The 24,403-nt window shown below is 28.2% G+C and carries 25 protein-coding genes; 4 read left to right on the top strand and 21 right to left on the bottom strand.

The window, feature by feature from the left end; genetic code table 11:
• Nucleotides 1-65 precede the first annotated feature (65 nt).
• From fusA to QMD25_03235, 5 genes are all read right to left on the bottom strand, one after another.
• Nucleotides 66-2,153: an elongation factor G gene (gene fusA / locus QMD25_03255; GenBank protein ID MDI6861017.1), complete on the bottom strand. Its 2,088-nt coding sequence runs from the start codon at nt 2,151-2,153 to the stop codon at nt 66-68.
• The gene (gene rpsG, locus QMD25_03250) at nt 2,153-2,623 is read right to left on the bottom strand and encodes a 30S ribosomal protein S7 (protein MDI6861016.1); all 471 of its coding nucleotides are present in this window, start codon (nt 2,621-2,623) and stop codon (nt 2,153-2,155) included. Before rpsG ends, fusA begins: the two co-directional genes overlap by 1 nt.
• Nucleotides 2,623-3,009 carry a 30S ribosomal protein S12 gene (gene rpsL, locus QMD25_03245; GenBank protein MDI6861015.1) on the bottom strand — a complete coding sequence of 129 codons (387 nt, stop codon included), beginning with the start codon at nt 3,007-3,009 and terminating at the stop codon, nt 2,623-2,625. The genes rpsG and rpsL overlap by 1 nt, the downstream gene beginning before the upstream one ends.
• Nucleotides 3,010-3,135: 126 nt before the next feature.
• Entirely contained in the window at nt 3,136-4,047 is a 912-nt protein-coding gene (locus QMD25_03240; protein MDI6861014.1) for a cation diffusion facilitator family transporter, read from the bottom strand.
• 92 nt (nt 4,048-4,139) lie between these two features.
• A complete protein-coding gene (locus tag QMD25_03235; protein MDI6861013.1) occupies nt 4,140-7,712 on the bottom strand; it encodes a 5'-nucleotidase C-terminal domain-containing protein in 3,573 nt (1,190 codons plus the stop codon).
• Nucleotides 7,713-7,878: 166 nt separating this feature from the next.
• Between QMD25_03235 and QMD25_03230 the strand changes: the two genes are divergently transcribed.
• On the top strand, nt 7,879-8,553 hold the full coding sequence (locus tag QMD25_03230) for a response regulator transcription factor (protein MDI6861012.1): 675 nt from the start codon (nt 7,879-7,881) through the stop codon (nt 8,551-8,553).
• Nucleotides 8,543-9,622: a HAMP domain-containing sensor histidine kinase gene (locus QMD25_03225; GenBank protein ID MDI6861011.1), complete on the top strand. Its 1,080-nt coding sequence runs from the start codon at nt 8,543-8,545 to the stop codon at nt 9,620-9,622. The genes QMD25_03230 and QMD25_03225 overlap by 11 nt, the downstream gene beginning before the upstream one ends.
• Here QMD25_03225 and QMD25_03220 read toward each other — a convergent pair.
• From QMD25_03220 to QMD25_03155, 14 genes are all read right to left on the bottom strand, one after another.
• Complete coding sequence (locus QMD25_03220; protein ID MDI6861010.1) at nt 9,616-10,689, bottom strand: clostripain-related cysteine peptidase; 1,074 nt, start codon at nt 10,687-10,689, stop codon at nt 9,616-9,618. The two genes, QMD25_03225 and QMD25_03220, sit on opposite strands and share 7 nt — an antisense overlap.
• The gene (locus tag QMD25_03215) at nt 10,679-11,509 is read right to left on the bottom strand and encodes a stalk domain-containing protein (GenBank protein MDI6861009.1); all 831 of its coding nucleotides are present in this window, start codon (nt 11,507-11,509) and stop codon (nt 10,679-10,681) included. The genes QMD25_03220 and QMD25_03215 overlap by 11 nt, the downstream gene beginning before the upstream one ends.
• 30 nt (nt 11,510-11,539) lie before the next feature.
• Nucleotides 11,540-11,773, bottom strand: a complete 234-nt coding sequence (gene minE / locus QMD25_03210; GenBank protein ID MDI6861008.1) for a cell division topological specificity factor MinE — start codon at nt 11,771-11,773, stop codon at nt 11,540-11,542.
• Nucleotides 11,770-12,573, bottom strand: coding sequence for a septum site-determining protein MinD (gene minD / locus QMD25_03205; GenBank protein MDI6861007.1), 804 nt, complete (start codon nt 12,571-12,573; stop codon nt 11,770-11,772). Before minD ends, minE begins: the two co-directional genes overlap by 4 nt.
• A gap of 39 nt (nt 12,574-12,612) precedes the next feature.
• The gene (gene rpsI / locus QMD25_03200) at nt 12,613-12,996 is read right to left on the bottom strand and encodes a 30S ribosomal protein S9 (GenBank protein MDI6861006.1); all 384 of its coding nucleotides are present in this window, start codon (nt 12,994-12,996) and stop codon (nt 12,613-12,615) included.
• Nucleotides 12,993-13,433 carry a 50S ribosomal protein L13 gene (rplM, locus tag QMD25_03195; GenBank protein MDI6861005.1) on the bottom strand — a complete coding sequence of 147 codons (441 nt, stop codon included), beginning with the start codon at nt 13,431-13,433 and terminating at the stop codon, nt 12,993-12,995. Before rplM ends, rpsI begins: the two co-directional genes overlap by 4 nt.
• A gap of 104 nt (nt 13,434-13,537) precedes the next feature.
• Nucleotides 13,538-14,329, bottom strand: a complete 792-nt coding sequence (locus QMD25_03190; protein ID MDI6861004.1) for an SDR family oxidoreductase — start codon at nt 14,327-14,329, stop codon at nt 13,538-13,540.
• Between the two features lie 75 nt (nt 14,330-14,404).
• Nucleotides 14,405-15,649: a beta-ketoacyl-ACP synthase II gene (gene fabF / locus QMD25_03185; GenBank protein ID MDI6861003.1), complete on the bottom strand. Its 1,245-nt coding sequence runs from the start codon at nt 15,647-15,649 to the stop codon at nt 14,405-14,407.
• Between the two features lie 6 nt (nt 15,650-15,655).
• On the bottom strand, nt 15,656-15,892 hold the full coding sequence (locus tag QMD25_03180) for an acyl carrier protein (protein ID MDI6861002.1): 237 nt from the start codon (nt 15,890-15,892) through the stop codon (nt 15,656-15,658).
• 9 nt (nt 15,893-15,901) lie between these two features.
• A complete protein-coding gene (gene fabG / locus QMD25_03175; GenBank protein MDI6861001.1) occupies nt 15,902-16,657 on the bottom strand; it encodes a 3-oxoacyl-[acyl-carrier-protein] reductase in 756 nt (251 codons plus the stop codon).
• Nucleotides 16,644-17,561, bottom strand: a complete 918-nt coding sequence (locus QMD25_03170; GenBank protein MDI6861000.1) for an ACP S-malonyltransferase — start codon at nt 17,559-17,561, stop codon at nt 16,644-16,646. Before QMD25_03170 ends, fabG begins: the two co-directional genes overlap by 14 nt.
• Entirely contained in the window at nt 17,558-17,992 is a 435-nt protein-coding gene (gene fabZ, locus QMD25_03165; protein ID MDI6860999.1) for a 3-hydroxyacyl-ACP dehydratase FabZ, read from the bottom strand. The genes QMD25_03170 and fabZ overlap by 4 nt, the downstream gene beginning before the upstream one ends.
• Nucleotides 17,989-18,180, bottom strand: coding sequence for a hypothetical protein (locus tag QMD25_03160; GenBank protein MDI6860998.1), 192 nt, complete (start codon nt 18,178-18,180; stop codon nt 17,989-17,991). The genes fabZ and QMD25_03160 overlap by 4 nt, the downstream gene beginning before the upstream one ends.
• Entirely contained in the window at nt 18,177-18,704 is a 528-nt protein-coding gene (locus QMD25_03155; GenBank protein MDI6860997.1) for an RNA polymerase sigma factor, read from the bottom strand. Before QMD25_03155 ends, QMD25_03160 begins: the two co-directional genes overlap by 4 nt.
• Nucleotides 18,705-18,783: 79 nt before the next feature.
• Between QMD25_03155 and QMD25_03150 the strand changes: the two genes are divergently transcribed.
• Both QMD25_03150 and QMD25_03145 read left to right on the top strand, forming a co-directional pair.
• Nucleotides 18,784-19,620: a DUF4388 domain-containing protein gene (locus tag QMD25_03150; GenBank protein ID MDI6860996.1), complete on the top strand. Its 837-nt coding sequence runs from the start codon at nt 18,784-18,786 to the stop codon at nt 19,618-19,620.
• Between the two features lie 35 nt (nt 19,621-19,655).
• A complete protein-coding gene (locus QMD25_03145; protein MDI6860995.1) occupies nt 19,656-21,572 on the top strand; it encodes a DUF2207 domain-containing protein in 1,917 nt (638 codons plus the stop codon).
• Here the strand turns inward: QMD25_03145 and murI are convergent.
• Together murI and QMD25_03135 are read right to left on the bottom strand one after the other, a co-directional pair.
• Nucleotides 21,569-22,330, bottom strand: a complete 762-nt coding sequence (murI, locus tag QMD25_03140) for a glutamate racemase (protein ID MDI6860994.1) — start codon at nt 22,328-22,330, stop codon at nt 21,569-21,571. The genes QMD25_03145 and murI overlap by 4 nt on opposite strands.
• The coding region (locus QMD25_03135; GenBank protein ID MDI6860993.1) for an N-acetylmuramoyl-L-alanine amidase at nt 22,327-24,403 on the bottom strand (2,077 nt) is incomplete at its 5' end. The genes murI and QMD25_03135, both read right to left, overlap by 4 nt.

Here is a 24,403-nt window from a genome sequence, read left to right as displayed (position 1 = left end):
GTTCCTACATTCACATGAGGTTTAGTTCTTTCAAATTTCTCTTTTGCCATATTAGGTTTACCTCCTTAATATACATAATCTATTCCTCTAACCCTTTTTATTATTTTTTCATATACGGGTTGAGGAACTACTTCATATTTGCTAAATTGCATTGTATAACTTGCTCTTCCTTGACTTAAAGAACGTAGTTCAGTTGCATAACCAAATAATTCTGCAAGAGGAATTAGTGCTTCAATTATTCTTAAATTCCCTTCGCTCAAAATATTGTTAATTTTTCCTCTTCTTAATGAAATTCCCTGGATTATATCTCCAAGATAATTTTCTGGTGTAATTATTTCGACTTCCATAATGGGTTCTAAAAGAATAGGACCTGCCTTTTTTGCACCTTCTTTGAATGCTTTAGATGCAGCAATTCTATATGCAATTTCTGAAGAATCAACTGGATGGTATGAACCGTCAATTAGTTCAACTCCAATATTTATTGCTGGATATCCAAGAACTATTCCAGTTTCAAGAGCGCTTTTAACTCCTTCTTCAACTGCTGGAATAAATTCATCTGGAATTACTCCTCCTCTTATTTTATTAACAAAAATAAATTTTTGGTCTTTTGCTGGGAATATTTTTAATACTACATGTCCATATAAACCTTTTCCACCACTTTGTCTTATATATTTTCCTTCTTCAATAACTTCTTTAGTAATTGTCTCTCTATAATTTACTTCAGGTTTTCCAATTTTTGCCTGTACTCCAAATTCTCTTGTTAATCTATCAACAATTATTTCAAGATGCAGTTCTCCCATTCCAGAAATTATCGTTTGTCCTGATTCTTCATCAAATTTAACTTTAAAAGTTGGATCCTCAAGAGCAAATTTTCTAAGTGCAAGAGAAAGTTTATCTTGTTCTGATTCAGATTTTGGTTCGATAGCAATTGAAATTACTGGCTCAGGGAACTCAATTCTTTCTAAAATAATTGGATGTTTTTCATCACATATTGTATCTCCAGTTACACTATCTTTTAAACCAACAACACCACCCAATTCACCTGCTTTTAGTTCTTTTATATCTTCTCTTTTATTTGCATGTAATCTTAAAATTCTAGAAATTCTCTCTTTTCTTCTTAAATTTGAATTATAAACATATGTACCAGAGGAAATCACACCAGAATATACTCTTATGTAATGTAGTTGACCAATATAAGGATCATTTTGAACTTTAAAAACTAATGCTGTTAATGGATCCTCAATTGAGTGATTTCTAATCTCTTCTTTACCATTTTCAGGGTTTAATCCTCTAACAGGTGAAATATCAATTGGGGATGGTAAATATTCAACTATTGCATCGAGAAGAGGCTGAATACCTTTATTTTTTAACGAACTTCCAAAAAGTAAAGGATAAAAATAACCTTTTATTGTCCCATAACGTATTACTTTTTTAATTTCTTCAGAAGTTATCGCTTCACCATTTACATATTTTTCCAATAACTTATCATCAGATTCGCAAACTCTTTCAATAAGTTCATTTCTTGCCTTCTCAATTTCTGAATCTAGTTTACAAGGTAAAACCTCGTACTCTTCACCTGTTCCTTCCTTTGACCAAACATATTTTTTAAGATCAATTAAATCTATAACACCTACAAAATTTTCTTCTTGACCAATTGGAAGTTGAATAACAAGAGGATTCACATTTAATTTTTCTTTAATTGAATCAATAACTTTTAGATAATTTGCTCCAATTCTATCCATTTTGTTTACAAAAATTATTCTTGGTACTTTATATTTTGAGGCTTGTCTCCAAACAGTTTCAGTTTGTGGCTGAACTCCACTAACTCCTTCAAGAATAACAATTACTCCATCTAAAACCCTTAATGATCTTTCAACTTCAGCTGTGAAATCCACATGGCCTGGTGTGTCTATAATATTAATAATTGCTTCTTTCCAGAAGCATGTTGTTACTGCTGATGTTATTGTTATTCCTCTTTCTTTCTCCTGAATCATATAGTCCATTGTTGCTGTTCCTTCATCTACATTTCCTAATTTATAAGTTTTTCCAGTATAATATAATACTCTCTCTGTTGTGGTAGTCTTACCAGCATCAATATGTGCAATAAAACCAATATTTCTTATCTTTTTTATGTCGTAATTATAATTCTCCATTACCACCTAAAGTGAGCAAATGCTCTGTTTGCTTCGGCCATCTTGTGGGTTTCTTCTCTCTTCTTCATTGTTGCTCCTTGATCTGAAAGAATATCAAGCATCTCTTTTGCTAATCTTTCTATCATTGTCTTTTCGCCTCTTTCTCTTGCAAATTTAACTAACCATTTTAATGCAATTTTAATTCCTCTTTGAGGTTCCACTTCAACTGGAATTTGATAAGTTGCTCCACCAACTCTTCTTGGTTTTAATTCCACAAGAGGCCTTGCTTTTTCTAATACCTCTTGTAAAACAACATCTCCTCTTTTACCGGTTTTTTCTTCTACAATCTTTAAAGCAGAATAAACTATCTTTCTTGCCTTTTCCTTTTTTCCACCAATCATTACTTTATTAATTAGTTTATGAACTAAAACACTTCCATAAACTAAATCTGGTTCAATTTCTCTTGGTTTAACAGGTCCTTTCCTTGGCACTACTCACCTCCTACTTTTTTAGGTCTCTTAGCACCATATTTTGATCTACCTTGTTTTCTTCCTTCAACTCCTGCACAATCATAAACTCCTCTAACAATATGGTATCTTACACCAGGTAAATCCTTCACTCTTCCTCCTCTTACAAGAACAACAGAATGTTCTTGGAGGTTATGTCCAACTCCTGGGATATAAGCAATAACTTCTCTTCCATTAGAAAGTCTAACTTTCGCAACTTTTCTTAAAGCAGAATTAGGTTTTTTAGGAGTAGTTGTATATACTTTTATACAAACACCTCTCTTAAAAGGATTTCCTTCCAAATCCTTTGAACGAGATTTACTTATAACCTTTTCTCTCGGATTTCTTATTAATTGATTAATTGTTGGCATAAAACCTCCTTTTCACTTGCCAAAAAAATAAAACTAACTAAAAGTTAGCATTAAAATTTCAAAAATCTCTATTCTAAATAGAGCAAATTAAAATTATACATAAATTTATCTTTTTGTCAATAGTAATTAAATTGGTTCAGCGTGAATTGTTACATTTGAATTTTTAATCTCTTTTTCAACTTCTTTTTCAATTAAACTAATTTTTTCATGAACCTCATTAAGTGTTTTATCACCTTTTAACTTAACATGAAAAGTTATCTCAATTTGATTTCCATAATCATGAATATGAATATGATGAACATCTTCAACAAAATCAAATTTATAAGAAATTTCTTTTATTTTATTAATTAAATTTTCTGATGGTTCCTCACCAATTAAAAAACTACTCGATTCAAACATTATTGATATCCCAGTATAAATAATTAATGCTGAGACTCCCATTCCAAAAACACCGTCAAGAAAATATAAACCATATTTAAAGGTTATAAAACCTAAAATAATAAAAAATGTTGCTATTGCATCACTTCTGTGGTGCCAAGCATCAGCCTTTAAAGAAGATGAATTAATTTTTTTACTTAATTCAAATGAAACAAAAGTTAAAAATTCTTTTATCAATATTGTAATTAATAATAATGTTATTATAAATAAATTTACATCAATTTTTATTGGGTTCTTGAATCTTTTATATGAATTTATAAAAAATTCAAACCCAACATAAATTAATAAAATGGACATTAAAATTGAGATAATTTTTTCAATTCTTCCATGACCAAACGGATGTCTTTTGTCAGGTTTTTTTGATGCTAAATAAAATCCAATTATTACCATAATAGATGTTAAAATATCAGAAAGTGTATGGAAGGCGTCTGCCTTTAAAGATATCGAATCTAAAGATATACTATATAAATATTTAATTAAAAAAATAATAAAATTTAATATTGAAGATAAAATTCCTTCAAATATTCCAAACTTTTTAAAGTAGTCACCTTTGTTGAGTTTAAAAATTTTAATTATATAATTAATAACCTTTTCTCTCATTAGTTTCAATATTTTATTCCAAAATTCACCTGTGTCAATAAAAATAAAAAAGGGGAGGCAATATTGCCTCCCCTTCAAAATTAATTGGATTTTCAATCTTCAACATAAACTATTCTTCCTTCAACTTGAGGATTAAGTGGTGAATGTTTTTTAATATATTCGACAAAATCATCTCTCATCCAATTTCCAGTTACCCAAACAGAAGATTTTGCGTTCTTAAATACAGTATATCCATCTCCTCCTGCTGCCATAAAATCATTTGTTGCAACTGTATAAATTTTATTTAAGTCAAGAGGTTTTCCATTAATTAAAACTTCAACTACTCTACTCATTGGTGGTTTATTTTTATTAACCTTAACAGTTAAACCTGAAACTTGTGGAAATCTTCCAGCACCCTTTTCTACTTCTGAAAAACCATTTTCGAGAGCATCTAAAATATCTTTTCCAGTAAGTTCAAGTTTAACAATAACATTATCAAATGGTAAAACATTATAGACATCTCCAACCTTTATCTGTCCTTTCTTTATACTTGCTCTAATTCCACCACCATTTGTTATTGCAATGTCTGATTTAGCAAGATCTCTCATAAAATCTGCAATTAAATTTCCAAGGTTTGTCTCTTTTGTTCTTACATTTACTCTTTCTCCGTCAAGATCAACAAGTGTTTCACCAATAACAACTTCCATTTCTTTTTTAAGTTTTTCTTCATAAGGAGTAATGAGTGCTTTAATATTAGGATCCTCCTTTATTGCATCAGTTATAGGTATCAAAGTATATCTAAAGTTTTTAATTTTTGTTCCTGAATATGTATTTTCAAAATCAAGGTATATTTTTCCTAAATTCAATCCTTTTTCTCCTGTTTGAACGATATAAACACCATTTACAACATCTGGTTGTGTTAAGACTGTATGAGTGTGACCTCCAATTATTAAATTTATTCCTGAAACACTTGAAGCAAGGGTTATATCATCATCATTTTTTCCATCATTATATCCTAAATGTGAAATAGCAATTATATAATCACATCCTTCTTTTTTAAGAGTTTCTACAACTGTTTTTGATGTTTCGATTGGATCTAAAATTTTTAATCCTTCAATACCTTTAGGATTAACAAGAATTGGTAGTTCTTTTGTATCTAAGCCATAAAATCCTAATTTTAAAGTAGAAAATTCCATTGTATCATATGCTTTTGGAGCAAATGTCTTTCCAGTAGATGTATCAATTATATTTGCACAAAGATAGGTATATTTTGCCACTTGAACTCTTTCTTTTAGTACATCTTTACCCCAGTCAAATTCATGATTTCCAAAAGTTGCGTAGTTGTAACCCATAGCATTGTAAATTTCAACAACATTTTGACCTTTAAAGAAGTTTGCAATATTTGCTCCTTGGAGGTGGTCTCCAGCATCAATTAAAATTGTGTTAGGATTTTTTGCTCTCTCCTCTTTTACAATTGTGTAAATTCTTGCAAGTCCACCATTTTTGGCATCTTTTCCTGATAAATAACCATGAAAATCATTTGTATGAAGAATTGTAATAACTGGAAATCTTGCATTTACAATTATTTCAAGTGCATCTCCTAAAGTTAATTTCTTATTAGGTTCAATTTTATTATCTTTTGGCTTAATAATTCCCTTTAAAATTGCCCATGCAAATGCATTTCTTGCCCATGGAGAAACAAAATGACCATCTTCAAACTTATCAAGAATTGAAGTATCAACACTTTGAGCATCTTTAAGACCTCCAATTGTATAAACAGCAAGTAAAACTGCTTCTTCTTTTGTAATTGGAAGAGATGGGAAGAATGTTCCATATCCAGTTAATAATCCATAATCAACCTTAAGTTCATTTAATGTAAATTCTGTTGATTTGCTTAAAAGGTATAGAAATTGATTTTTTGTTATAGTTGAAGATGGATCAATATCATAAACCTTATATGGATATATATCAATTTTTACATTCCTAAAGAATGTATCAAATGTTGATCTTCTTGAATCGAGTAAATATGCTGCACTTGGATACATCTTCCAGTTATTATCAACTTCAGGATAAATATACTTCTTTTCTTTAATGTATTCTATAATTAAATTTCTAACTTCTTCATCTGATTTCCAGAGAAGTGGTGCTTTAGCAAGCATTGTATATCCACCACCACCATTTCCTCTATAATTATTTACAGCAAGTTTAAATTTTTGGTTCATAGAAACTGGTTTTCCTTTGTAGGTCATCTTTATAACTCTTTGACCTACAGGTTTTGTTATATCAACTTCATACTCAATTCCTTGAATTGTATCAAAGTTATATCCTCTAATATTTGGATTAACAAGTGGAGTATCAGTTAAACCAAAATCATATGTGTTGTAATATCTATAAGACCATTCAAGTGCATCTTTAATATCTTTACCAGTTACCTCTTTAACCCAAAGTGTATTTTCATAAATATATAATGAATATACATCTCTTACTTTAATTTCACCTTTTGGCCAAATAGGTGGAACAGTTGGAAGCATTGCAGCAATTGAAATATCAGCACCAGTTACTTCAAGTTGTACCTTATGAATTAAATCTAACATTGGATTATCCATTAATCTACAAAGTGTACCATCTATAGTTTCTACTGCATAACCAATTGGAGAATCAACATAAGTAACAGTTTTTTCATGATAATCTTTAATTAAATCAAGAATCTCTGGTGCTGCTTCAACTTTATCATCAATAGGCAAATTAACACCTTCTTTTTTAACAACTTTCCATTTATCACCAGATTTTTCAAGTGTTATATCAAGTTTTGCAAGTGCTTGTCCCCAATTTCGTGGTTGTACACATAAAACACCATTCCTTATGAATGGAGGAATATCATAGTGATCATGTCCTGTTATTAAAATATCAATTTCAGGATATTTTTGAACAATTGCATCTGCAACATTACCTTCTCTTAGTGGTTCAAGATATTTAAAGTTCTTTGTATCATTTCCAAACTCAAAACCCATGTGTGCAGAAACAATTAAAATATCAACTTGAGGTCTTAAAAGTTTAATATATTTTCCAGCGACCTCAACTGCGTCAAGAAATTTATGGCCTTTTAAATTATATGAAGGTGTTACAGTATTTGTTTCTTGAGTTGTTAAACCAATTATTCCTACTTTTATGCCATTAATTTCTTTTATAATGTATGGTGTAAGAGGATTTTCTCCTGTTGTTTCATTAACCATATTTGCTGATAAAATTGGGAATTTTGCGTCTTTTTGAACTTTCATCAACCAATCGAATCCATAATCTTGAATCTCATGATTACCTGCAACCATTGCATCATAACCCATATAATTCATTACAAGCATCATAGGATGAGGAACATCTTTCTCAATTTTTGTAAAATAATATGTAAGAGGAGTTCCTTGAATAGTGTCTCCATTACTAATTAAAATTGTATTTGGATTTTCATTTCTAATTTGTTTCACAAGTGTATAAACTTTTGCAAGTCCTCTGTTTGCAGGTTTTAAAGTGTAATAATCAATTGGATAGACATTTCCATGTTCGTCAGTAGTTGCAAGGACTGTAACCTTAACTTGATTTTGATTTACCTTTGATAAAGATATGTTTAATAACCCAAAACTTAATGAAACAACTAAAATTAATACTAATAAAATTTTTGAAAATTTACCCATAACCTTACCTCCTTAAAAATTAATTTAAATTTTAATTTTTTATTTAATCACCTCCTTTCATTAATTAGCAATATCATTATAACTCAAATTTTTTAAAAAATTTATTTAAATTTTTCCACCAAATATCTTAACAATTCCTTAATAATTTAATATTATAAAAGTAGGTATGAAGATTCTTATTATTGAAGATGATTATGAAATTTCAAAATTAGCAAAATTGTACCTCGAAAAGGAGGGATATGAAATTATATCTACTTATAATGCAAATGATGGAATTAAAAAATTTTATGAAGAAAATCCAAATCTTATTATTTTAGATCTTATGCTTCCAGATTTTCCAGGCATTAATGTACTTGAAGAGTTAAAAAAAGAGAAAGATATACCTGTTATAATAATCACAGCAAAAGGAGAGGAAGATGATAGAATAATTGGATTCAAAAAGGGTGCAGATGATTATATAACAAAACCTTTTAGTTTTAAAGAACTTGTTTTAAGAGTAAAAGCAGTATTAAAAAGATATGGTGATTCTGAATTTTTTAAATTTAAAGATTTAGAAATTTATTCAACAAAGTTTAAAATTTATAAAAATAAGGAAGAAATAAAACTCTCGTCATTAGAATTTAAAATTTTTATGGCACTCTATAAAAATAAAGGGAGAGTAATGTCAAGAGATGATATTTTAGATTCAATTTATGGATTTTATGGTGAACCAGTTATTGATAGAAGCATAGATGTACATATTACAAATTTAAGGAAAAAGTTAAATGATAATCCTAAAAATCCAAAATATATTGAAACTGTAAGAGGAGTAGGATATAGGTTGGTAGAAGATGAAAATTAGATGGAAAATAATTATTTTATCAATCATAATAGTTCTAATTGTTTTAATATTTATTATTTTTTTCTTGAATTATCAAATACCTCAACACTTTGATGAGGCATTGAGAAAACATGGACCACCACTTCCCAATCAAAGAGGTCAAATGAGAGTGGATTTTTTAAATAGAATTAGAACTTCATTAATTTTTAGTGGATTAATAGCGATAGGTATTTCAATTATACTATCTTTTATTTTTTCAAAATATATTGAAAAACCAATTATTGACTTAAAAGAAGGTGTAAAGAGAGTTGCTAATAGTGATTTTAATTTTTCAATTAGAAGAGAAAGCGATGATGAAATTGGAGAACTTGTTGATGATTTTAACTATATGGTAAAAAAATTGAAAAATCTTGAGGAGATAAGAAAAGACCTTGTTTCTAAAATTATTCATGAAATTTCAACTCCATTGACTGGTATAAGTGGAATTATTGAAGCAATCGAAGATAAAGTTATTCCTGAAGAAGAGGTTCCAAAAGAAATTAAAACAATAAAAGAAGAAATAGAGAGGTTAACTAAAATGATTGAAGATTTAAGAAATTATTCTTATATTGAATCAATAAATTTTAAGTTAAATTTTGAAAATATAAATTTAAAAGAAGAAATAGAATATGTAATAGAAATATTAAAAAATAAATATAAAAACAAAAATATTAAATTAATAACTGAACTATATCCAATAATGATTAAAGGTGATAAGAAAAGAATTAAAGAAATTTTTATAAATATTTTGGATAACGCCTTTAAATTTTCTAAAGAGAATGGAACTATTTATATAAAAAGTTATAATGATAAAAATTATGCATATGTGTTAATAAAAGATGAAGGAATAGGAATAGATAGAGAAGATCTAAATAAAATTTTTACAAAGTTTTATAGAGGTAAAAATGCAGAAATTAATAAAATAAAAGGGGTAGGATTAGGACTTCTTATAACAAAGGAACTTGTTGAGGCTCATAAAGGTAAAATTGAAATAAAGAGTGAAAAAGATAAAGGAACAGAAGTTATAGTTTCATTTTTAATGACTCAGTAGGAAAAAAGAAACCAAAGAACATTTTCAAAACCACTCTCTCTAAAGAAGGATAGGTTTATTGGAAGATAATATTCAGGAAAATAAAAAGATACTCCTGAAAGAGGATCCTTGAAACTATTTTTATTAACCAAAATTAACTCATTTTGATAATTTAGTATATTAGGGTAGTAATTTCTAAAAAATTCAAAAAAATCTACATATTTATTGTTGAGAGGTATTAAATGCTTTTTCCTTACTTCAAGAAGAGAATCTTTATTTTTAAGTTCATAAATTCTTTCTTTTAAAAACTTAAGTATGTTCTCACTTTCTTTTGTATAAATAACTGAAATTTGTATCTCTTCTTTTCCTTGAGAACCTGAATTGTATGAATTAAAATATGATGACACAATTTCGTGTGCAATAATTTGAGGCCTTAAATCAACCACATTTAAATTTGAGAGGTTTGAAAAGATATCATCATAAGGAAACCCATCAAGTGGGATATAGGCTTGAGAGCCAATTATATAATCAACAAAATCTTTTAACTCATATGAAACTTCGATAGATTGCATAAAACAAGCATCAAACATTAAAATATCAGTTTTTCTGTTATAATTTTTATAAATTTTTTCTAATACCTCTTTTATTTCTTGAATTGTTAAATAATCATTTGAATTTTCATCAAAACAGACACCTTTAAAAGTACCACCTTTAAAATTTCTTCCGTCTCCGTGTCCCCAAAGGACAAGAATTAAATTATCTGGATTATATTTTGAAAGTCCAAAATTAATTAGAGAATAAAGAACTTCTGGGTCACCACTATTTAAATTTTTATATGTTTTAATTATATTTTCTTTGTTTTCAAAAATTTCTACAAGTTTTGTATCATAAAGTCCATCAAATAGAGCTATAACCTTTATATTTTTCTTTATTCCTCTTTTTAACTCACTTATATCATCTAATGCATTTTGATAAAGATCATTATCTCCTGCTATATATATTAAAAAGAGGTTTATAACACTACTTTTTTTGATTGGAGTTATAAATAATAATAAGATAAGAAAAAGAAGAAAGAATTTATTTTTCATAAATTATTGTAACCCTTTGATCAATTGGACTCCAAAAAACAAAAGAGTTGAGTGCCTCTGCAATAAATCTAATTGGAACAATAGTTCTTCCATTTATAATTGTTGGTGGAACATCAAGTATATATTTCTTACCATTTATATATGAAATATTATTATCAATCCACATTAAAATTTCTTTATCTTCAAACTTTATTTTTATACTTTTATCTTCGCTATTCCAAAAAATATCACCACCAAAACTTTCAATAATAAATCTTAAGGGCACCATTGTTCTTCCTCTTATAATTACAGGTGGAGTTTCGAGTTCAATTTCTTTATCATTTAAATAACCAATTTTGTTATTTATAAATATTTTAATAACTTTTGAAGAAAGTTTAAAAATGTGAATTTTTTTCTCAACCATATTGTTCTCTTCATCAAATTCTTTTATCTCATGACCACTATCAACTTGAACTACAAGAGTTCTATCTCCTGAAGAAGGAATATATGAAGAAAAGATGTTTTTTGCACTTAAATCAATTGAAAATTTAGTATCAAAACACTCTTTTTCAATCTTATCTATTAATTTGCTTTCAATATGTGTAAATCTCGAGGGTTTATCCCAAAAAATTGAAATAATAAAAGGAGTATTAAAATCCTTTAAATTTTGTACCCCTGAAATACAAATATTTATTCCAACCTCAAACTTATCATTTTCAAAAATAATTTCTTTTGAAAAATAAACATCTTTAATAAAAAGATCAATTTTCTCTTCTGAATATGAAATTTTATTAATTGATAAAATCACTAAAATAATTAAAAGAAAAATTAATTTTTTCATCATATTCCTCTTAGTTTAGAGAGTTTAAAATTAATTTTGTTTCAGGAAAAATTCTGCAATTATGGTTGTCTTTCTACCTTCTCTTTTTACAGAAACAGATAAATCTTTCTCATTTATTTTTACATATTTTAAAATTAGATTTGCAAAATCTTTTTTTAAATCATCTATCTGTTTTGGAGACAAGGAGAGTCTGTCTGATTCAAGTACAAAAGAAATTCTCTCTTTTGCAATTAAACCGCTCTTCTTCGCTTGAAATAGTTTCATCTTTTTTCCCTTTTAAAAATTCCTGATAATTTTTCTAAAAATGATGTTTTTTCTTGATAAACAACAAGAGGTATTTCTTCACCAAGAATTCTTTTTACAATATTCATTAACTCTTTTCCACCAATTGAATTTTCATTTAATATTGCTGGTTCGCCAATATTCGTTGAAATTGTTATATAGGGATCTTCAGGTATAATTCCTATAACTCTAATTGAAAGTATCTCTTCTATATCATTCCAGTGTAGCATTTCACCCTTTTTCACCATATCAACTCTAACTCTGTTTATGATTAATGTTGGTTGAAAAATTTCCATAGATTCAAGAAGCCCAATCACTCTATCTGCATCTCTAATTGAAGTTATCTCAGGTGTTGTTACGACAATTGCTTCATCAGCAGAGAGAGCAGACATTCTAAAACCATGTTCTATTCCTGCAGGTGAATCTAAAATTACATAATCATATTTTTTCTTAAGTTCATTAACAATAAGTTTAAGATCTTCTACTTTTACTTCTTCTTTAAAACGAGTTTGTGCTGCAGGCAATAAAACAAGATTGTCTTTAAATCTTTTATCTTTAACAAGTGCTTGAGATAATTTGCAATTCCCTTCAATTACATCCATTAAGTTATAAACTATTCTATTTTCCAGTCCAAGTACAAGATCGAGATTCCTCAAACCAATATCAACATCTATTAAAGCAACAGTTTTATTTAAAGATGCTAAACCAACTCCTATATTTCCTACAATTGTTGTTTTACCTACCCCTCCTTTTCCAGAGGTTACAACTATGCTTTTTCCCAAATTCCCTCCTTAATTTTTAATTTAAATTTAAAATTTAAATTATCTTTTTCTATATTGTCTTCTCTTCCTTGCAGAGTGAAGTCCTGGTTTCTTTCTCTCTTTTATTCTACTATCAAAAGATAAAAAGCCTTTTGCCTTAAGAACTCCTCTTGTTGATGGATCAAGTTCAACTAATGCTCTTGAAATTGCATGTCTTATAGCCTCTGCTTGAGAACTGATTCCTCCTCCTTCAACTTTTGCTTCAAAATCGTAAAGATTTTCTTTATTTGTAATTTTTAATGGCTCGAGAATTTTAAGCCTCAAATACTCTATCGGAAAGTATTCTTCAAATTTTTTACCATTAACTATAATATTACCACTACCATTTTTAACTTTTACTCTTGCAATTGCTGTTTTTCTTCTTCCACTAATTAAACCTATCATTTCTCCTCCTTAACTTCATATAGTATAGGATTTTGTGCTTTATGTGGATGAGATTCTCCAGCATATACTTTTAATCTTTTCATCATTCTATATTTTAATCTATTTTTTGGTAGCATACCTTTAACAGCCTCTTTTATTGGCCAATCTGGGTGTTTTTTAATTAATTCATTAAAAGTATATTCTCTCAATCCACCTGGATAAAGAGAAGCATAATAATATTTTTTTGTCTCCATTTTATCGCTTGAGAGTTTTACTTTGTCAGCATTAATAACAACAACATAATCTCCAGAATCTGCATAAGGTGTATAATCAACGTTGTGTTTTCCCATAAGTAGTCGCGCTATTTCAACAGCCAACTTTCCAAGTGTTTTATCTTTAGCATCAACAAGCCACCAATTTCTTTTGACTTCATTAGGTTTTATAAAAGTTGTCTTCATATATCCTCCTTAAAAACACACAATATTCTATAACAACTTGAATAATTGTCAAGTTCTTTAAAATTATAACATAAAATTTAATTTATTAAAGAAGATTTAAATCTTTATGCTGCAATATCCTCGCCACCATCAACTCTTATTACATTTCCCGTCATCCAATAAAGATCTTTATCACAAAGAGCAGCAATCGCTTTCCCAACATCTTCAGGTGTTGTTAACCTTTTTGATGGGTTTTTTTGAAGAGCGAGTTCAATTAATTTTTCATTAAGAGGAATCTTTCTTAAAGCTGGGGTGTCTGTAACTCCTGCTTTAATTGCGTTTGCTGTTATTTTATATGGTGCAAGTTCATAAGCAAGTTGTCTTATATACGCCTCTATCGCTGCTTTTGCACCAGATACTGCGCCATAATATGGAAAAACTCTATCATCCCCAGAACTTACCATTGCAAAAATTCTTCCGCCATTTTTAAAAAGTCCTCTATAGAAAATATCTTGTACCCAATAAATAAGTTGATTTGCCATAACATCAATAGTCATTTCGACTTGTTTTTGAGTTATAGCCTCTTCTTTATTTTCATCTATAAATTTTCTTAAAGTTCCAAATGCAAGAGAGTGCATAACAATATAAATAGAATTTTCTTCATTATCATTTTTAAATTTTTCTTCAATTTGATTTAAAACGAACTCTCTATTTTTTGGATCCGCTGCATTTAAATTAAAAAAAAGAACTTCTACATTATTGCTTTTTATTTTATTTATTATCTCCTCAACTTTTGGTAAATTTTCTCTTCTATCAAAATGTACTCCGATTATATGATACCCCCTTTTTGAAAGTTCAATTGATGTTGCTGCACCAAATCCACTTGATGATCCTAGTATAAGTGCCCACTCTTTCATAAAAAAACCTCCAAAAAATGAGAATTAAAAATAAAAAAAAATTTATCTCCCCCTCCCTAAAAAGTTTTTTCTTATTTATTCAAATCTTTTGAAAACTAATGCAGTGTTAACTCCACCGAAACCAAAAGAATTTGAAATAGCATATTTTATTTTGTGTTCCCTTCCAACATTTGGAACATAGTCAAGATCACATTCAGGATCTTTTACTTCTTGATTTATTGTCGGGTGAACGAAATTATTATTAATACATAAAATTGTTGCAATCGCTTCAACTGCTCCTGCTGCACCTAAAAGATGTCCTGTCATTGATTTTGTTGAAGAAATTGGAATTTTATATGCTCTCTCTCCAAAAACCTCTTTTATTGTATCAGACTCTACTTTATCATTTAGTGGTGTTGAAGTGCCATGAGCATTAATGTAATCTATTTCATCTTTAGAAACATTGCCTTTTTTAAGAGCCATTTCTATTGCCATTGCACGTGGTTTACCAGTTGGTTCAGGAGCAGTTATGTGATACGCATCAGATGTTTGACCAAAAGAGATAACTTCAGCATAAATTTTTGCTCCTCTTTTTTTAGCATGTTCCAACTCTTCAAGCACTAAAATTCCAGCCCCTTCTCCCATAACGAAACCATTTCTTAATTTATCAAATGGACGTGAAGCCTTTTCAGGGTATTCATTACTCGTTGATAATGCTTTTGCTTGAGCAAAACTTGCAATTCCTATGGGAGAAATTGATGCTTCTGTTCCACCAGCAAAAATTATATCTGCATCACCTCTTTTAATTGCTTCAAGCGCCTCACCAATTGCTGTTGCGCCTGCAGAACATGCTGTTGTAGGACAAGAGTTATATCCATTTATCCCTAATCTCATAGATACCCAACCTGTAGCCATATTCGGAATCATCATTGCAGCAAGATATGGAGATACAGAATTTGGTCCTTTTGTAATTAAATTCTTTATACCTTCCTCTAAACTTATAATTCCTCCAATTCCTGAAGCAATAATGACACCCACTCTATACGGATCAATTTTTGAGAGATCTAAACCAGAATCTTCAAAAGCAAGACGAGATGCTGCAATTGCAAATTGAGCAAATCTATCAATTCTTTTTAATTCAATCGGTTTTAAATCTTTTTCATAATTTTTAAGATCAAAACCCTTAACTTCTCCTGCAATTTGAACATCAAAACCCTCAGGATTAAATAGTGTTATTTTTGAAACTCCAGATTTTCCATTAAATAAATTATTTTTAAATTCTTCTAAACTATTTCCTATTGGAGAAATAACCCCCATCCCTGTAACGACTACTCTTCTCATGTCTTATTATGCTTTTGATGATAAATAATCTAGAGCAGATTTTACATCTTTAATTTTAGGGATATCAGAATCTGGAACTGAAATTCCAAATTCTTCTTCAAGTCCTGTTATTATGTCCATTAAAGCCAAAGAATCAAGACCAAGATCATCAATAAATTTGTCCTCTTCTTTAAACTCCTCAATCCCGGTTTTTTCAACAAAAACTTTTTTAAATTTTTCAAATACCTCTTCTCTTGTCATAATGTACCTCCTTTAAATTTGAAATCCGAGGGATAGCCCTCCGTCGATTATAAAAACTTGTCCTGTTATATAAGAAGAGTCAGAAGATGCAAGAAATGTTACAAGTTTTGCAACTTCTTCTGGTTTACCAAATCTTCCTAAAGGAATCATATTTAAAATTTTTTCCTTTGTCTCTTCTCCTAAAATTTCAGTCATATCTGTTTCAATAAATCCTGGTGCTATTGCATTAACTCTAATATTTCTTGAAGCAACTTCTTTTGCTATTGATTTTGTAAATGATATCAATCCACCCTTTGAAGCAGAGTAATTTCCTTGACCCTTATTTCCAAAAATTCCAACGATTGAGGAGATATTTATAATAACTCCATTTTTTTCTTTTATCATATGGGGCAAAACCTCTTTTGTCATTAGAAAAGCACTAACAAGATTTGTATTTAAAACTTTCATAAAATCTTCAAGCGACATTCTTATGAGTAAATTATCTTTTGTTATACCAGCATTATTTACTAATAGACTTATTTTCCCAAATTCGTTCAAAAACATACCTACAATTCTTTTAACATCTTCTTCAGATGAAACATCTCCTTGGAGAAGAATTACTTTAATACCAAAATTTTCTTCTAAATCTTTTTTAATTTGTTCAGCAAGTTGGATATTTTTTAAAAAATTAAGACCAATATTGTAATTTTCTTTTGCAAGTTCATAAACAATTGCTTTTCCAATTCCTCTTGTGCCACCTGTAACTATTGCACTTTTAAACTCTTTCATATTCTCCTTCTTTAATCCAAGACTCGGTATTTATAACTCTTATGTTTTTATAATCTCTCAAAAGAAGATTTGTAAAAATTTTATTTGGTCCAACTTCATAAAATTCATTGACTCCAAAGGAGAGAAGTTTATCTATTGTTTGAGTCCATCTTACAGGTCTTGTTATTTGATTTGTTAAAACTCTTTTAATTTCCTCCCCACTTTGTATCACTTCATTTGTAACACTTGAAATGTAAAGATATTTTGGAGAGTTAAATTTTGTTTTCTCCAAAATTTTACTAAACTCGTCTTCTGCTTTTTTCATCAAAGGAGAATGAAATGGAAGTGATGTTTTTAATGGTAAAACTCTTCCTTTAAGTTTTTCTATCTCTTTTTTAAACTCATCAAGAATAGAATTTTCCATTGATACAACAATTTGAGTTTTTGAGTTATATCCAGCAATTTGAATAACTCCACTTTCTTGAAATTTCTCAATTACATTTTCTAATTCATGGACACTTAAATTCATAACTGCAACTTGAACTCCTTTTATCTCCTGAGTAAATCTTTTCATAACTCTTGCTCTCTCCCTTACTAAAACAAGAGCATCTTCAAAACTTAAAACTTCACTTACAAGAAGAGATGAATATTCTCCAAGAGAGTGGCCACAAACATAATCTGGAAAAATTCCTTTGCTTTCTAAATATTTAAAATAGAGAAAACTTGTAAAAAGAATTGAAATTTGAGCATTTTCTGTATCTTTAAGTGTCTCATCATCTGCTTCAAAAAGAAGGTAGTTTAAATCCATATTTAAAACTTTTTCTCCTTTTTTTAAAAACTCATTTCCTTCAGGAAATTTCTCTAAAATTGCTTCACCCATACCTTTGTATTGAGATCCTTGCCCTGGAAAAACAAATGCTTTCATTTAACCAACTCCTCCTTTCCTTTTAATGTTGCTATAATTTTTCCTTCACCAACAACTTCCCCATTTTTAGTACTTTTTATATCAAATTTTATAAATCCCATCTTCTCTGAGATTACTTTTGATTCCAAGTAAAGTGTATCGCCTGGAAAAACTGGCTTTTTAAAAGTAAAACTTTCTATTTTAACAAAAATAGGAATTTTATCCTTTGCTAAATCTTTATATATTAAAAGAGAAATTTGGGCAAGTGCTTCTAAAATTAATACACCAGGCATAATTGGGAAATCTTCAAAGTGTGCTTTTATCCAAAAAGAATCTTCTTTAACTTTATATAAGCCATAAATTCTCTTCCCTTCTTCTAATTCAATTATTTCATCAACAAAAAGAAATGGTTCTCTATGAGGTAAATATTTTTTAATATCTTCTTTTTTCAACTTTTCCTCCTAAAGATAAAAATTAAAAAAATTGAAATTGATAAAGCAAGAAGGGCGAGAAGAATAATTTTTGTTCTTTTATCTTTTATTTTCTTTTTAATAACCATTGAAACAATTTCAGGTGATAAATTTACATTCTTTTCTTTTAAGTTAAGTAACTCTTTTCTTAAAGATAAATATTCACTCATGGTTTTAACTCTCCTAAAATTTTTTTAAGATTCTTTCTTGCTCTATGAATTCTAACTTTTGTAAGATTTAAAGAAATTTTTAAAATTTTTGAAATCTCTTCATAAGAATACCCTTCAATATCTCTCAAAGTTAAAATCTCTCTATCTTTTTTATCAAGTTTATTTATTGCTTTAATCAATTTTTCTCTTTTTTCATCTTTTATTATTTCTTCATCTATTTTTATTTCTTTCTCTTCTTCATATAAATCTAATTTTTTTTCCATTTTTCTTTTTCTTAATTTTTTAAAACAGGAGTTTCTTGCAATTCTTAATAACCAGAATTTAAAATCTTCCTCTTTTCTTAAAGACTTTATGTTTAAAAAAGCCTTTAAAAATGTTTCTTGTGTCAAATCCTTCGCATCCTCCCTATCTTTCAAGATATACAAACAGTAAGTGAAAACATCACTTTCATACTTCTCAACAAGTTCTGCAAAAGCGCTAATTTCACCTTTTTTAACTCTTCTAACAAGTTCTTTATCAATCATTTAATATGACCCAAAACTCTATTTAATGTTACACTCTTTAATGTTATAATTTTATAACAAAAGACAGGAGGTGGAAAAATTGGAACTTCAAGGTAATTTAAAAGATTTTTCATTAGAAGATTTATTAAAATTTGTAAATTTAACTAAAAGAACTGGTGTTATTCAAATAAAAGGAAAAATTGAAAAAGAGGGCGAAAAAAGTGCAAAAATCTATTGTAAAGATGGAGAAATAATTGATTCTGAAATTGATACGAAAACTGGAGAGGGCGCTCTTTATTATATTTTAACGATGAAAGAGGGTACATTTGCCTTTTCAAAAGAACTCCCCCCAAATAAAGAGATTAAAATAACAAAAAAATTAGAAGAACTTCTTTTTGAAGCATCAAGACAAGTATCAACTCTTGAAGATATTTTAAAGAAACTTCCTCCTCTTGATACAATTTTAAAAATAAACCCAACTCCACCAACAACAAAGATCTCTTTAAGCAAAGATGACTGGGCAATTTTAAATAAGTTTAGAGATGGAAGAACTATAAAAGAAGTTAGAGATGAGTCAAATTTAGGAGAAGTTGAAACATTAAGAAGTATTCTTTCTCTTTTGAATGCAAATTTATTAATTCCAGAAGAGGTTGATATTATGAAAATAGTTCCAGAACATTCAGAAAGAGCAAAACAAGTTTTAAAAACCTATAGTGGTCTTGATGTGAGTGTATTTCCAACTCCAAATGTTAGAGCAAATAACTTTTTCTTTAAAGTAGATGGAAAAAAGACTCTTGAACAACTTATGAATGAAATGAAACTAAAGAGAAAAGACGTGTTATCACTATTTTTACTTCTTGTTAAAGAGGGTGCACTTAAAGCAAAAGTTTCGCCATCAGTTTATCATAAAATAGAAGAAGAGATAAGTAAAAGTTAATGAATTTATTAAAATTTTATTATAAGAGATTGTCTATGAAAAGATTAATTTTTTTATTAATTTTTTTTATTATTTCAATTTCAATAAATGTTAGGCCATTATATGCTAAAGATTACTATTTTAAAAGAGTTTACACAGAAATTTATATAAACAAAGACGGTTCTTTCGATGTTAATATTGAAAGAACATATCACTTTTCTGGTTCATTCTCATGGGCAACATATTATATTTATAAAAAGGGTTTTGAGGAAATTCAAGATTTCTCTTTAAGAGATGAATTTAAAGAATATGAAAGAACAAATTTTGATACACAAAGAGAAGGAACATATATTTTTGAAGATTGGGGAGATAGGTTTTATATAAAATTCTATTATAGTGCAAAAGATGAAGATAAAACATTTTATTTTAAATATAAAGTAATAGGTGGAATTAAATCTTATCTTGATATAAGCGATTTTTATTGGAAAGTCATTGAAGATGAATGGGAAAGAGATACAAAAGAATTTGAATGTAAAATATATTTGCCAAAAGAGATAAATAAAGATGATTTTTACATTTTTGCTCATGGACCCCTTTGGGGTGAAATAGAAAAACTTGATGGAATTGGTGCTCGTCTTTATATAAAAGATTTACCTAAAGAAACTTTCGTTGAGGCAAGGATATTATTTCCGAGTGAAATTTTAGATCAAGAAAAAATTTACCAATATAAATTAGATGAGATATTAAACTATGAAAGAGATTTAGCAAAAAAATCAAATTTAATTAGATTAAAAGTTAAATTTTTATATTTTTTAATTATTTTTATTCCTATAATTCTAATTTTAATTTGGCTATTTCTTCTTAGAAGGTTTGGAATTGAGCATAGAATTGTTAAAAATTATGAATATTTCAGGGAACCACCTGATAATTTAGATCCTGCAATTGTTGGATATCTTATGAATTGGAAAAATGTCTCTTCAAAAGAATTTATTGCAACATTAATGGATTTAATTAGGAAAGGTTATATCGAGGTTGAATCAATAAAAAAAGAAGTTGGAACAATATTTAAAAAGGAAAAAGATATATTAATTTTTAAAAAAACACAAAAAGATCCTTCCTTTTTAAAAAGTTATGAAAAGATTATTTATGACTTTCTTTTTACAAATCTTGTCTATGAAGATCTTTTAAAATATTACAATGATAAAAGAAAATTAAAATTTTATGAAAAGTTAATCAAAGAAAAGGATAAACCCCTTTCAGATTTTGCAGGAAGAAATGAAATTTCAGTATCTTCAATTGATATTGAAAATTATATAAGAAGAAATCCAAAAGAGTTTAAAACAGTTTTTGATGCTTTTTGTGAGGCGGTTAAAGAAAATGGTAGTGGATATGACTTTTTTGAAGAAAAGGGATTCAAAATAGGAATAATAACGATGGTGTTATCATTAGCATATTTTATATTTTCAATTATAATTATTGGGAATTTTAATCTTCCAAACATTTTACTTTTCTACTCTATTATTTCATCTAGTATACTAATTTTAATTTCAACATTTATGCCAAGAAGAAGTCTAATAGGAGCAAAAGAATTCAATAAATGGAATGCATTTAAAAAGTTTTTAAAAGATTTTTCAAATTTAAAAGAAGCCATTCCTCTCTCAATTATTTTGTGGGAAAAATATCTTATCTATGCAACTCTATTTGGAATTAGTGAAAGAGTTTTAAATGAATTAAAATATCTTATTCCAAAATTAGATGAAAGTGAGATAAGAAAAAGTAGTCTCTTTTCAATTGCTTATCATGGTGGAGTATATGATTTTAGTGGAATCTCAACTAATTTAAATAGTCTGGTATCAACATTTAATTCAATGTCAAAGATTGCAGCCTCATCTCTTTCTTCATCTGGTGGGGGTGGAGGATTTTCAGGTGGAGGTGGGGGTGGAGGAGGCAGTGGAGGTGGGGGAGCAGGTTAAATATCAACTTTTTCAACTTCTATTTCAAAATCTTTTAAAAAAATTTTACTTCTTTCTTTAAATTCATTAGGATCTTTTGTTGTATAAAATTTTTTTATTCCTTTCCCATTATTTTTTATAAGGTGTTTTATAAATGGAATTATCTCATTCGCTGGGTCAACAATTTGAATATCCTTAAGAATCTTTTTAATTAACTCTTCTAATGCTGGAAAATGAGTACATCCTAAAATTAAAGTATCAAAATCTTCAAAAGGTTTTAAAACATCTTTAATTAAAGCAAATGTTGGGGACTCGTTAATAATTCCATTCTCAACAATATTGACAAGTTCTTGAGAACCAATTTCACAAACTTTACAACTTTCATCTATTGAAAGAATTTTATTTTTATAAACATGAGTTCTTGCTGTAAGAGGAGTAGAAAGAACACCAATTTTTTTATTTTTTGTTAATTTAATTGCTTTTAAAACCCCACCATCTATCACACCAATAATTGGAATTTTAAAAATCTCTTTAAGATATGGAAGTGCAACTGAACTTACAGTATTACACGCAACTATTATAAGATCAACATCTTTTTCAATTAAAAATTCAACTATTTTTTTACTTCTATTTATTATCTCATCTTTTGTTTTAATTCCATATGGATAATATGCTTCATCTCCTAAATAAAAAAAATCATTTTTTGGAAAATTTTTATAAATAACTTTAAAAACAGATAAACCTCCAATTCCTGAATCAAAAATTCCAACTTTGCTCATTGGTTAAAATATTCTGAAATTGCTTCAAAAATTGCTTCTGCCAACTTTTGTCTAATATTTTCATTTAATATCATTTTCTCTTCATTTGGATTTGAAATATAAAGTGGTTCAATTAAAACACTTGGCATAGTATTTATATCCTTAACAACAGCAAATCCTTTGTTTCTTACACCTCTATCGACAGTATTAAGTGCATTAACAATCTTTTTATGAATAATTTCTGCAAATTTTAAACTAAATGGATGAAAATAGTAAGTTTCTGTACCACATGCTGAACTAGAAGTTGAAGCATTAAGATGAATAGATAAAAATAGGTCACCTCCAGAAGAATTTGCGATTTGTACTCTCTGATCAAGATTTGGAGAATTTTTATTATTTTCTTCTGTTCTTGTCATTAAAACAACCGCTCCACTTTTTTCAAGTAGTTCTTTTACTCTTAACGCTATATCAAGAACAATTTTACTCTCATATGCACCAGAGGGTCCAACTGCTCCAACATCATAATATATCCCTCCTGTATAAGCACCATGTCCTGGATCAAGAACAATAAGTTTTCCATTTAATCCCTTTGCTAAATCTTTTGAAAGGGTTATTTTAATTGAAGGTGGTGTTTTTGTAGAATTTACCTGAATGTTTTTATATCCACTCTCAAGTTTTAGAACAATTTTAGTTATAGGTGAATTATTTTTATTTCTCTCTCTTATTTCAACATTTTCAACAAACTCATAATTTTTTAAATCAGAATCTGGATGAGGTAAAGCAGTTATAGATAATGTGAGAGTCTCTCCAGATATTGAATGGGTATATTTTGGAAGAAAAGAAGTTGAAATTGCATAAATTACTTTATTTAAACTCTCCTTGTTTAATTCAATTCCATAAATATAAGGATCGAGATAAAGATTTTTATTATCTTTATCATAAAAAATTCCAGTATCAATCATAAAAGGAAGAAAATCAATGGGAACAAAATATGTATCTCCAATAATAGATGCACCAATTGAAAATTCTCTTACCTTGTTTCCTCTTGTTACTTTTTTAAAATCAGAAATTTCAACTCTAAGACCTTTGTAGAAAAATGAAAAAATCTTTGAGTTTTCATCATATTCAGAAGAGATGCCAATTGAAGATAAAAATGACTTTAAAGGTATATAAAGTGTTCCACTCTTTTCAATAGGTGATGGAAAAAGATAAATATATTCATCTGAAAGATAAACATTATATAAAGAAGTTGTTCCTTGAGTTAATAATACAATTTGAAGTCCATTAGTTATTTTTTTAATGTTATATTTTATATCTTTTGCTAAATCAATAACAACTCTTGTTATTTTTGGATTTGAAGAAAATTGACTTGCTCTTACTCTTAAAACACCAAATCTCTCAATATCTTTTGAAATTGAACCTGAAAGAATTATTGCATTTTGAATATCAACAACAACTCTAATTGGGTTTGAAAGAACTGAATCTGAATAATCTTTTATTTCTTTATTTCCTAAAATTGTAATAACAATATTTCCACTTTGCTCAATAAAATTTATTTCATTTATTTGAATTTCTTCTTGATTTTCTTTTGGTGACTCATCGCTTGACTTAATCCAATAAAGTTTTCCATCATAAACAATTTCATAAAAATAGATATCTGGAAAAATAAGAGAAATACCAACAATTTGAACCTCTTTTCCACTTGAGATGATTTCAGAAGATTTCATCTCTTCAGAAGGGCCTTCATATAAATATTTATCAGTAAGTAATTTATATTTTGTATTTATAAGTTTTGTATCAACAACTTTTTCAATATAAATTAAATTTACTCTTTCAGAAAAAACCCATCCTGCAGAATTATCAATTTTTGCAAAATACCATACTTCATTGGAAGAGTTAAGTGCCATACCAGAAATTAAAATTTTTGTATCTGGTTCTAAACTTCTTATAACTTCATAAGAAATTGAAGGACCTGTTCTTAAATTTGTATATTCTTTAATTACCCCTGAATTCTCTTTTTTAGTCTCCTCTTTCTTTTGAACTTCAACAACCCAAGAGGCAACAAAACCCTCTTTTCCAATTTTTTCTATCTTC

Source organism: Caldisericia bacterium, assembly GCA_030018355.1.
GTDB lineage: Bacteria > Caldisericota > Caldisericia > B22-G15 > B22-G15 > JAAYUH01.
The sequence above is the reverse complement of the archived record's forward strand: the minus strand, read 5'-3'. Positions and strand labels throughout refer to the sequence as shown.

Excerpts from the sequence above, each read along its gene's own strand:
- QMD25_03215 (MDI6861009.1), bottom strand. The coding sequence starts at position 11,509 with ATGAAAAAATTAATTTTTCTTTTAATTATTTTAGTGATTTTATCAATT.
- fusA (MDI6861017.1), bottom strand. The coding sequence starts at position 2,153 with ATGGAGAATTATAATTACGACATAAAAAAGATAAGAAATATTGGTTTT.
- rpsL (MDI6861015.1), bottom strand. The coding sequence starts at position 3,009 with ATGCCAACAATTAATCAATTAATAAGAAATCCGAGAGAAAAGGTTATA.
- rplM (MDI6861005.1), bottom strand. The coding sequence starts at position 13,433 with ATGAAGACAACTTTTATAAAACCTAATGAAGTCAAAAGAAATTGGTGG.
- QMD25_03230 (MDI6861012.1), top strand. The coding sequence starts at position 7,879 with ATGAAGATTCTTATTATTGAAGATGATTATGAAATTTCAAAATTAGCA.
- QMD25_03190 (MDI6861004.1), bottom strand. The coding sequence starts at position 14,329 with ATGAAAGAGTGGGCACTTATACTAGGATCATCAAGTGGATTTGGTGCA.
- murI (MDI6860994.1), bottom strand. The coding sequence starts at position 22,330 with ATGAGCAAAGTTGGAATTTTTGATTCAGGAATTGGAGGTTTATCTGTT.
- QMD25_03145 (MDI6860995.1), top strand. The coding sequence starts at position 19,656 with ATGAAAAGATTAATTTTTTTATTAATTTTTTTTATTATTTCAATTTCA.
- QMD25_03160 (MDI6860998.1), bottom strand. The coding sequence starts at position 18,180 with ATGAGTGAATATTTATCTTTAAGAAAAGAGTTACTTAACTTAAAAGAA.
- QMD25_03240 (MDI6861014.1), bottom strand. The coding sequence starts at position 4,047 with ATGAGAGAAAAGGTTATTAATTATATAATTAAAATTTTTAAACTCAAC.
- QMD25_03170 (MDI6861000.1), bottom strand. The coding sequence starts at position 17,561 with ATGAAAGCATTTGTTTTTCCAGGGCAAGGATCTCAATACAAAGGTATG.
- QMD25_03220 (MDI6861010.1), bottom strand. The coding sequence starts at position 10,689 with ATGAAAAATAAATTCTTTCTTCTTTTTCTTATCTTATTATTATTTATA.
- QMD25_03225 (MDI6861011.1), top strand. The coding sequence starts at position 8,543 with ATGAAAATTAGATGGAAAATAATTATTTTATCAATCATAATAGTTCTA.
- rpsI (MDI6861006.1), bottom strand. The coding sequence starts at position 12,996 with ATGATAGGTTTAATTAGTGGAAGAAGAAAAACAGCAATTGCAAGAGTA.
- QMD25_03235 (MDI6861013.1), bottom strand. The coding sequence starts at position 7,712 with ATGGGTAAATTTTCAAAAATTTTATTAGTATTAATTTTAGTTGTTTCA.
- QMD25_03155 (MDI6860997.1), bottom strand. The coding sequence starts at position 18,704 with ATGATTGATAAAGAACTTGTTAGAAGAGTTAAAAAAGGTGAAATTAGC.
- fabF (MDI6861003.1), bottom strand. The coding sequence starts at position 15,649 with ATGAGAAGAGTAGTCGTTACAGGGATGGGGGTTATTTCTCCAATAGGA.
- fabG (MDI6861001.1), bottom strand. The coding sequence starts at position 16,657 with ATGAAAGAGTTTAAAAGTGCAATAGTTACAGGTGGCACAAGAGGAATT.
- minE (MDI6861008.1), bottom strand. The coding sequence starts at position 11,773 with ATGAAACTATTTCAAGCGAAGAAGAGCGGTTTAATTGCAAAAGAGAGA.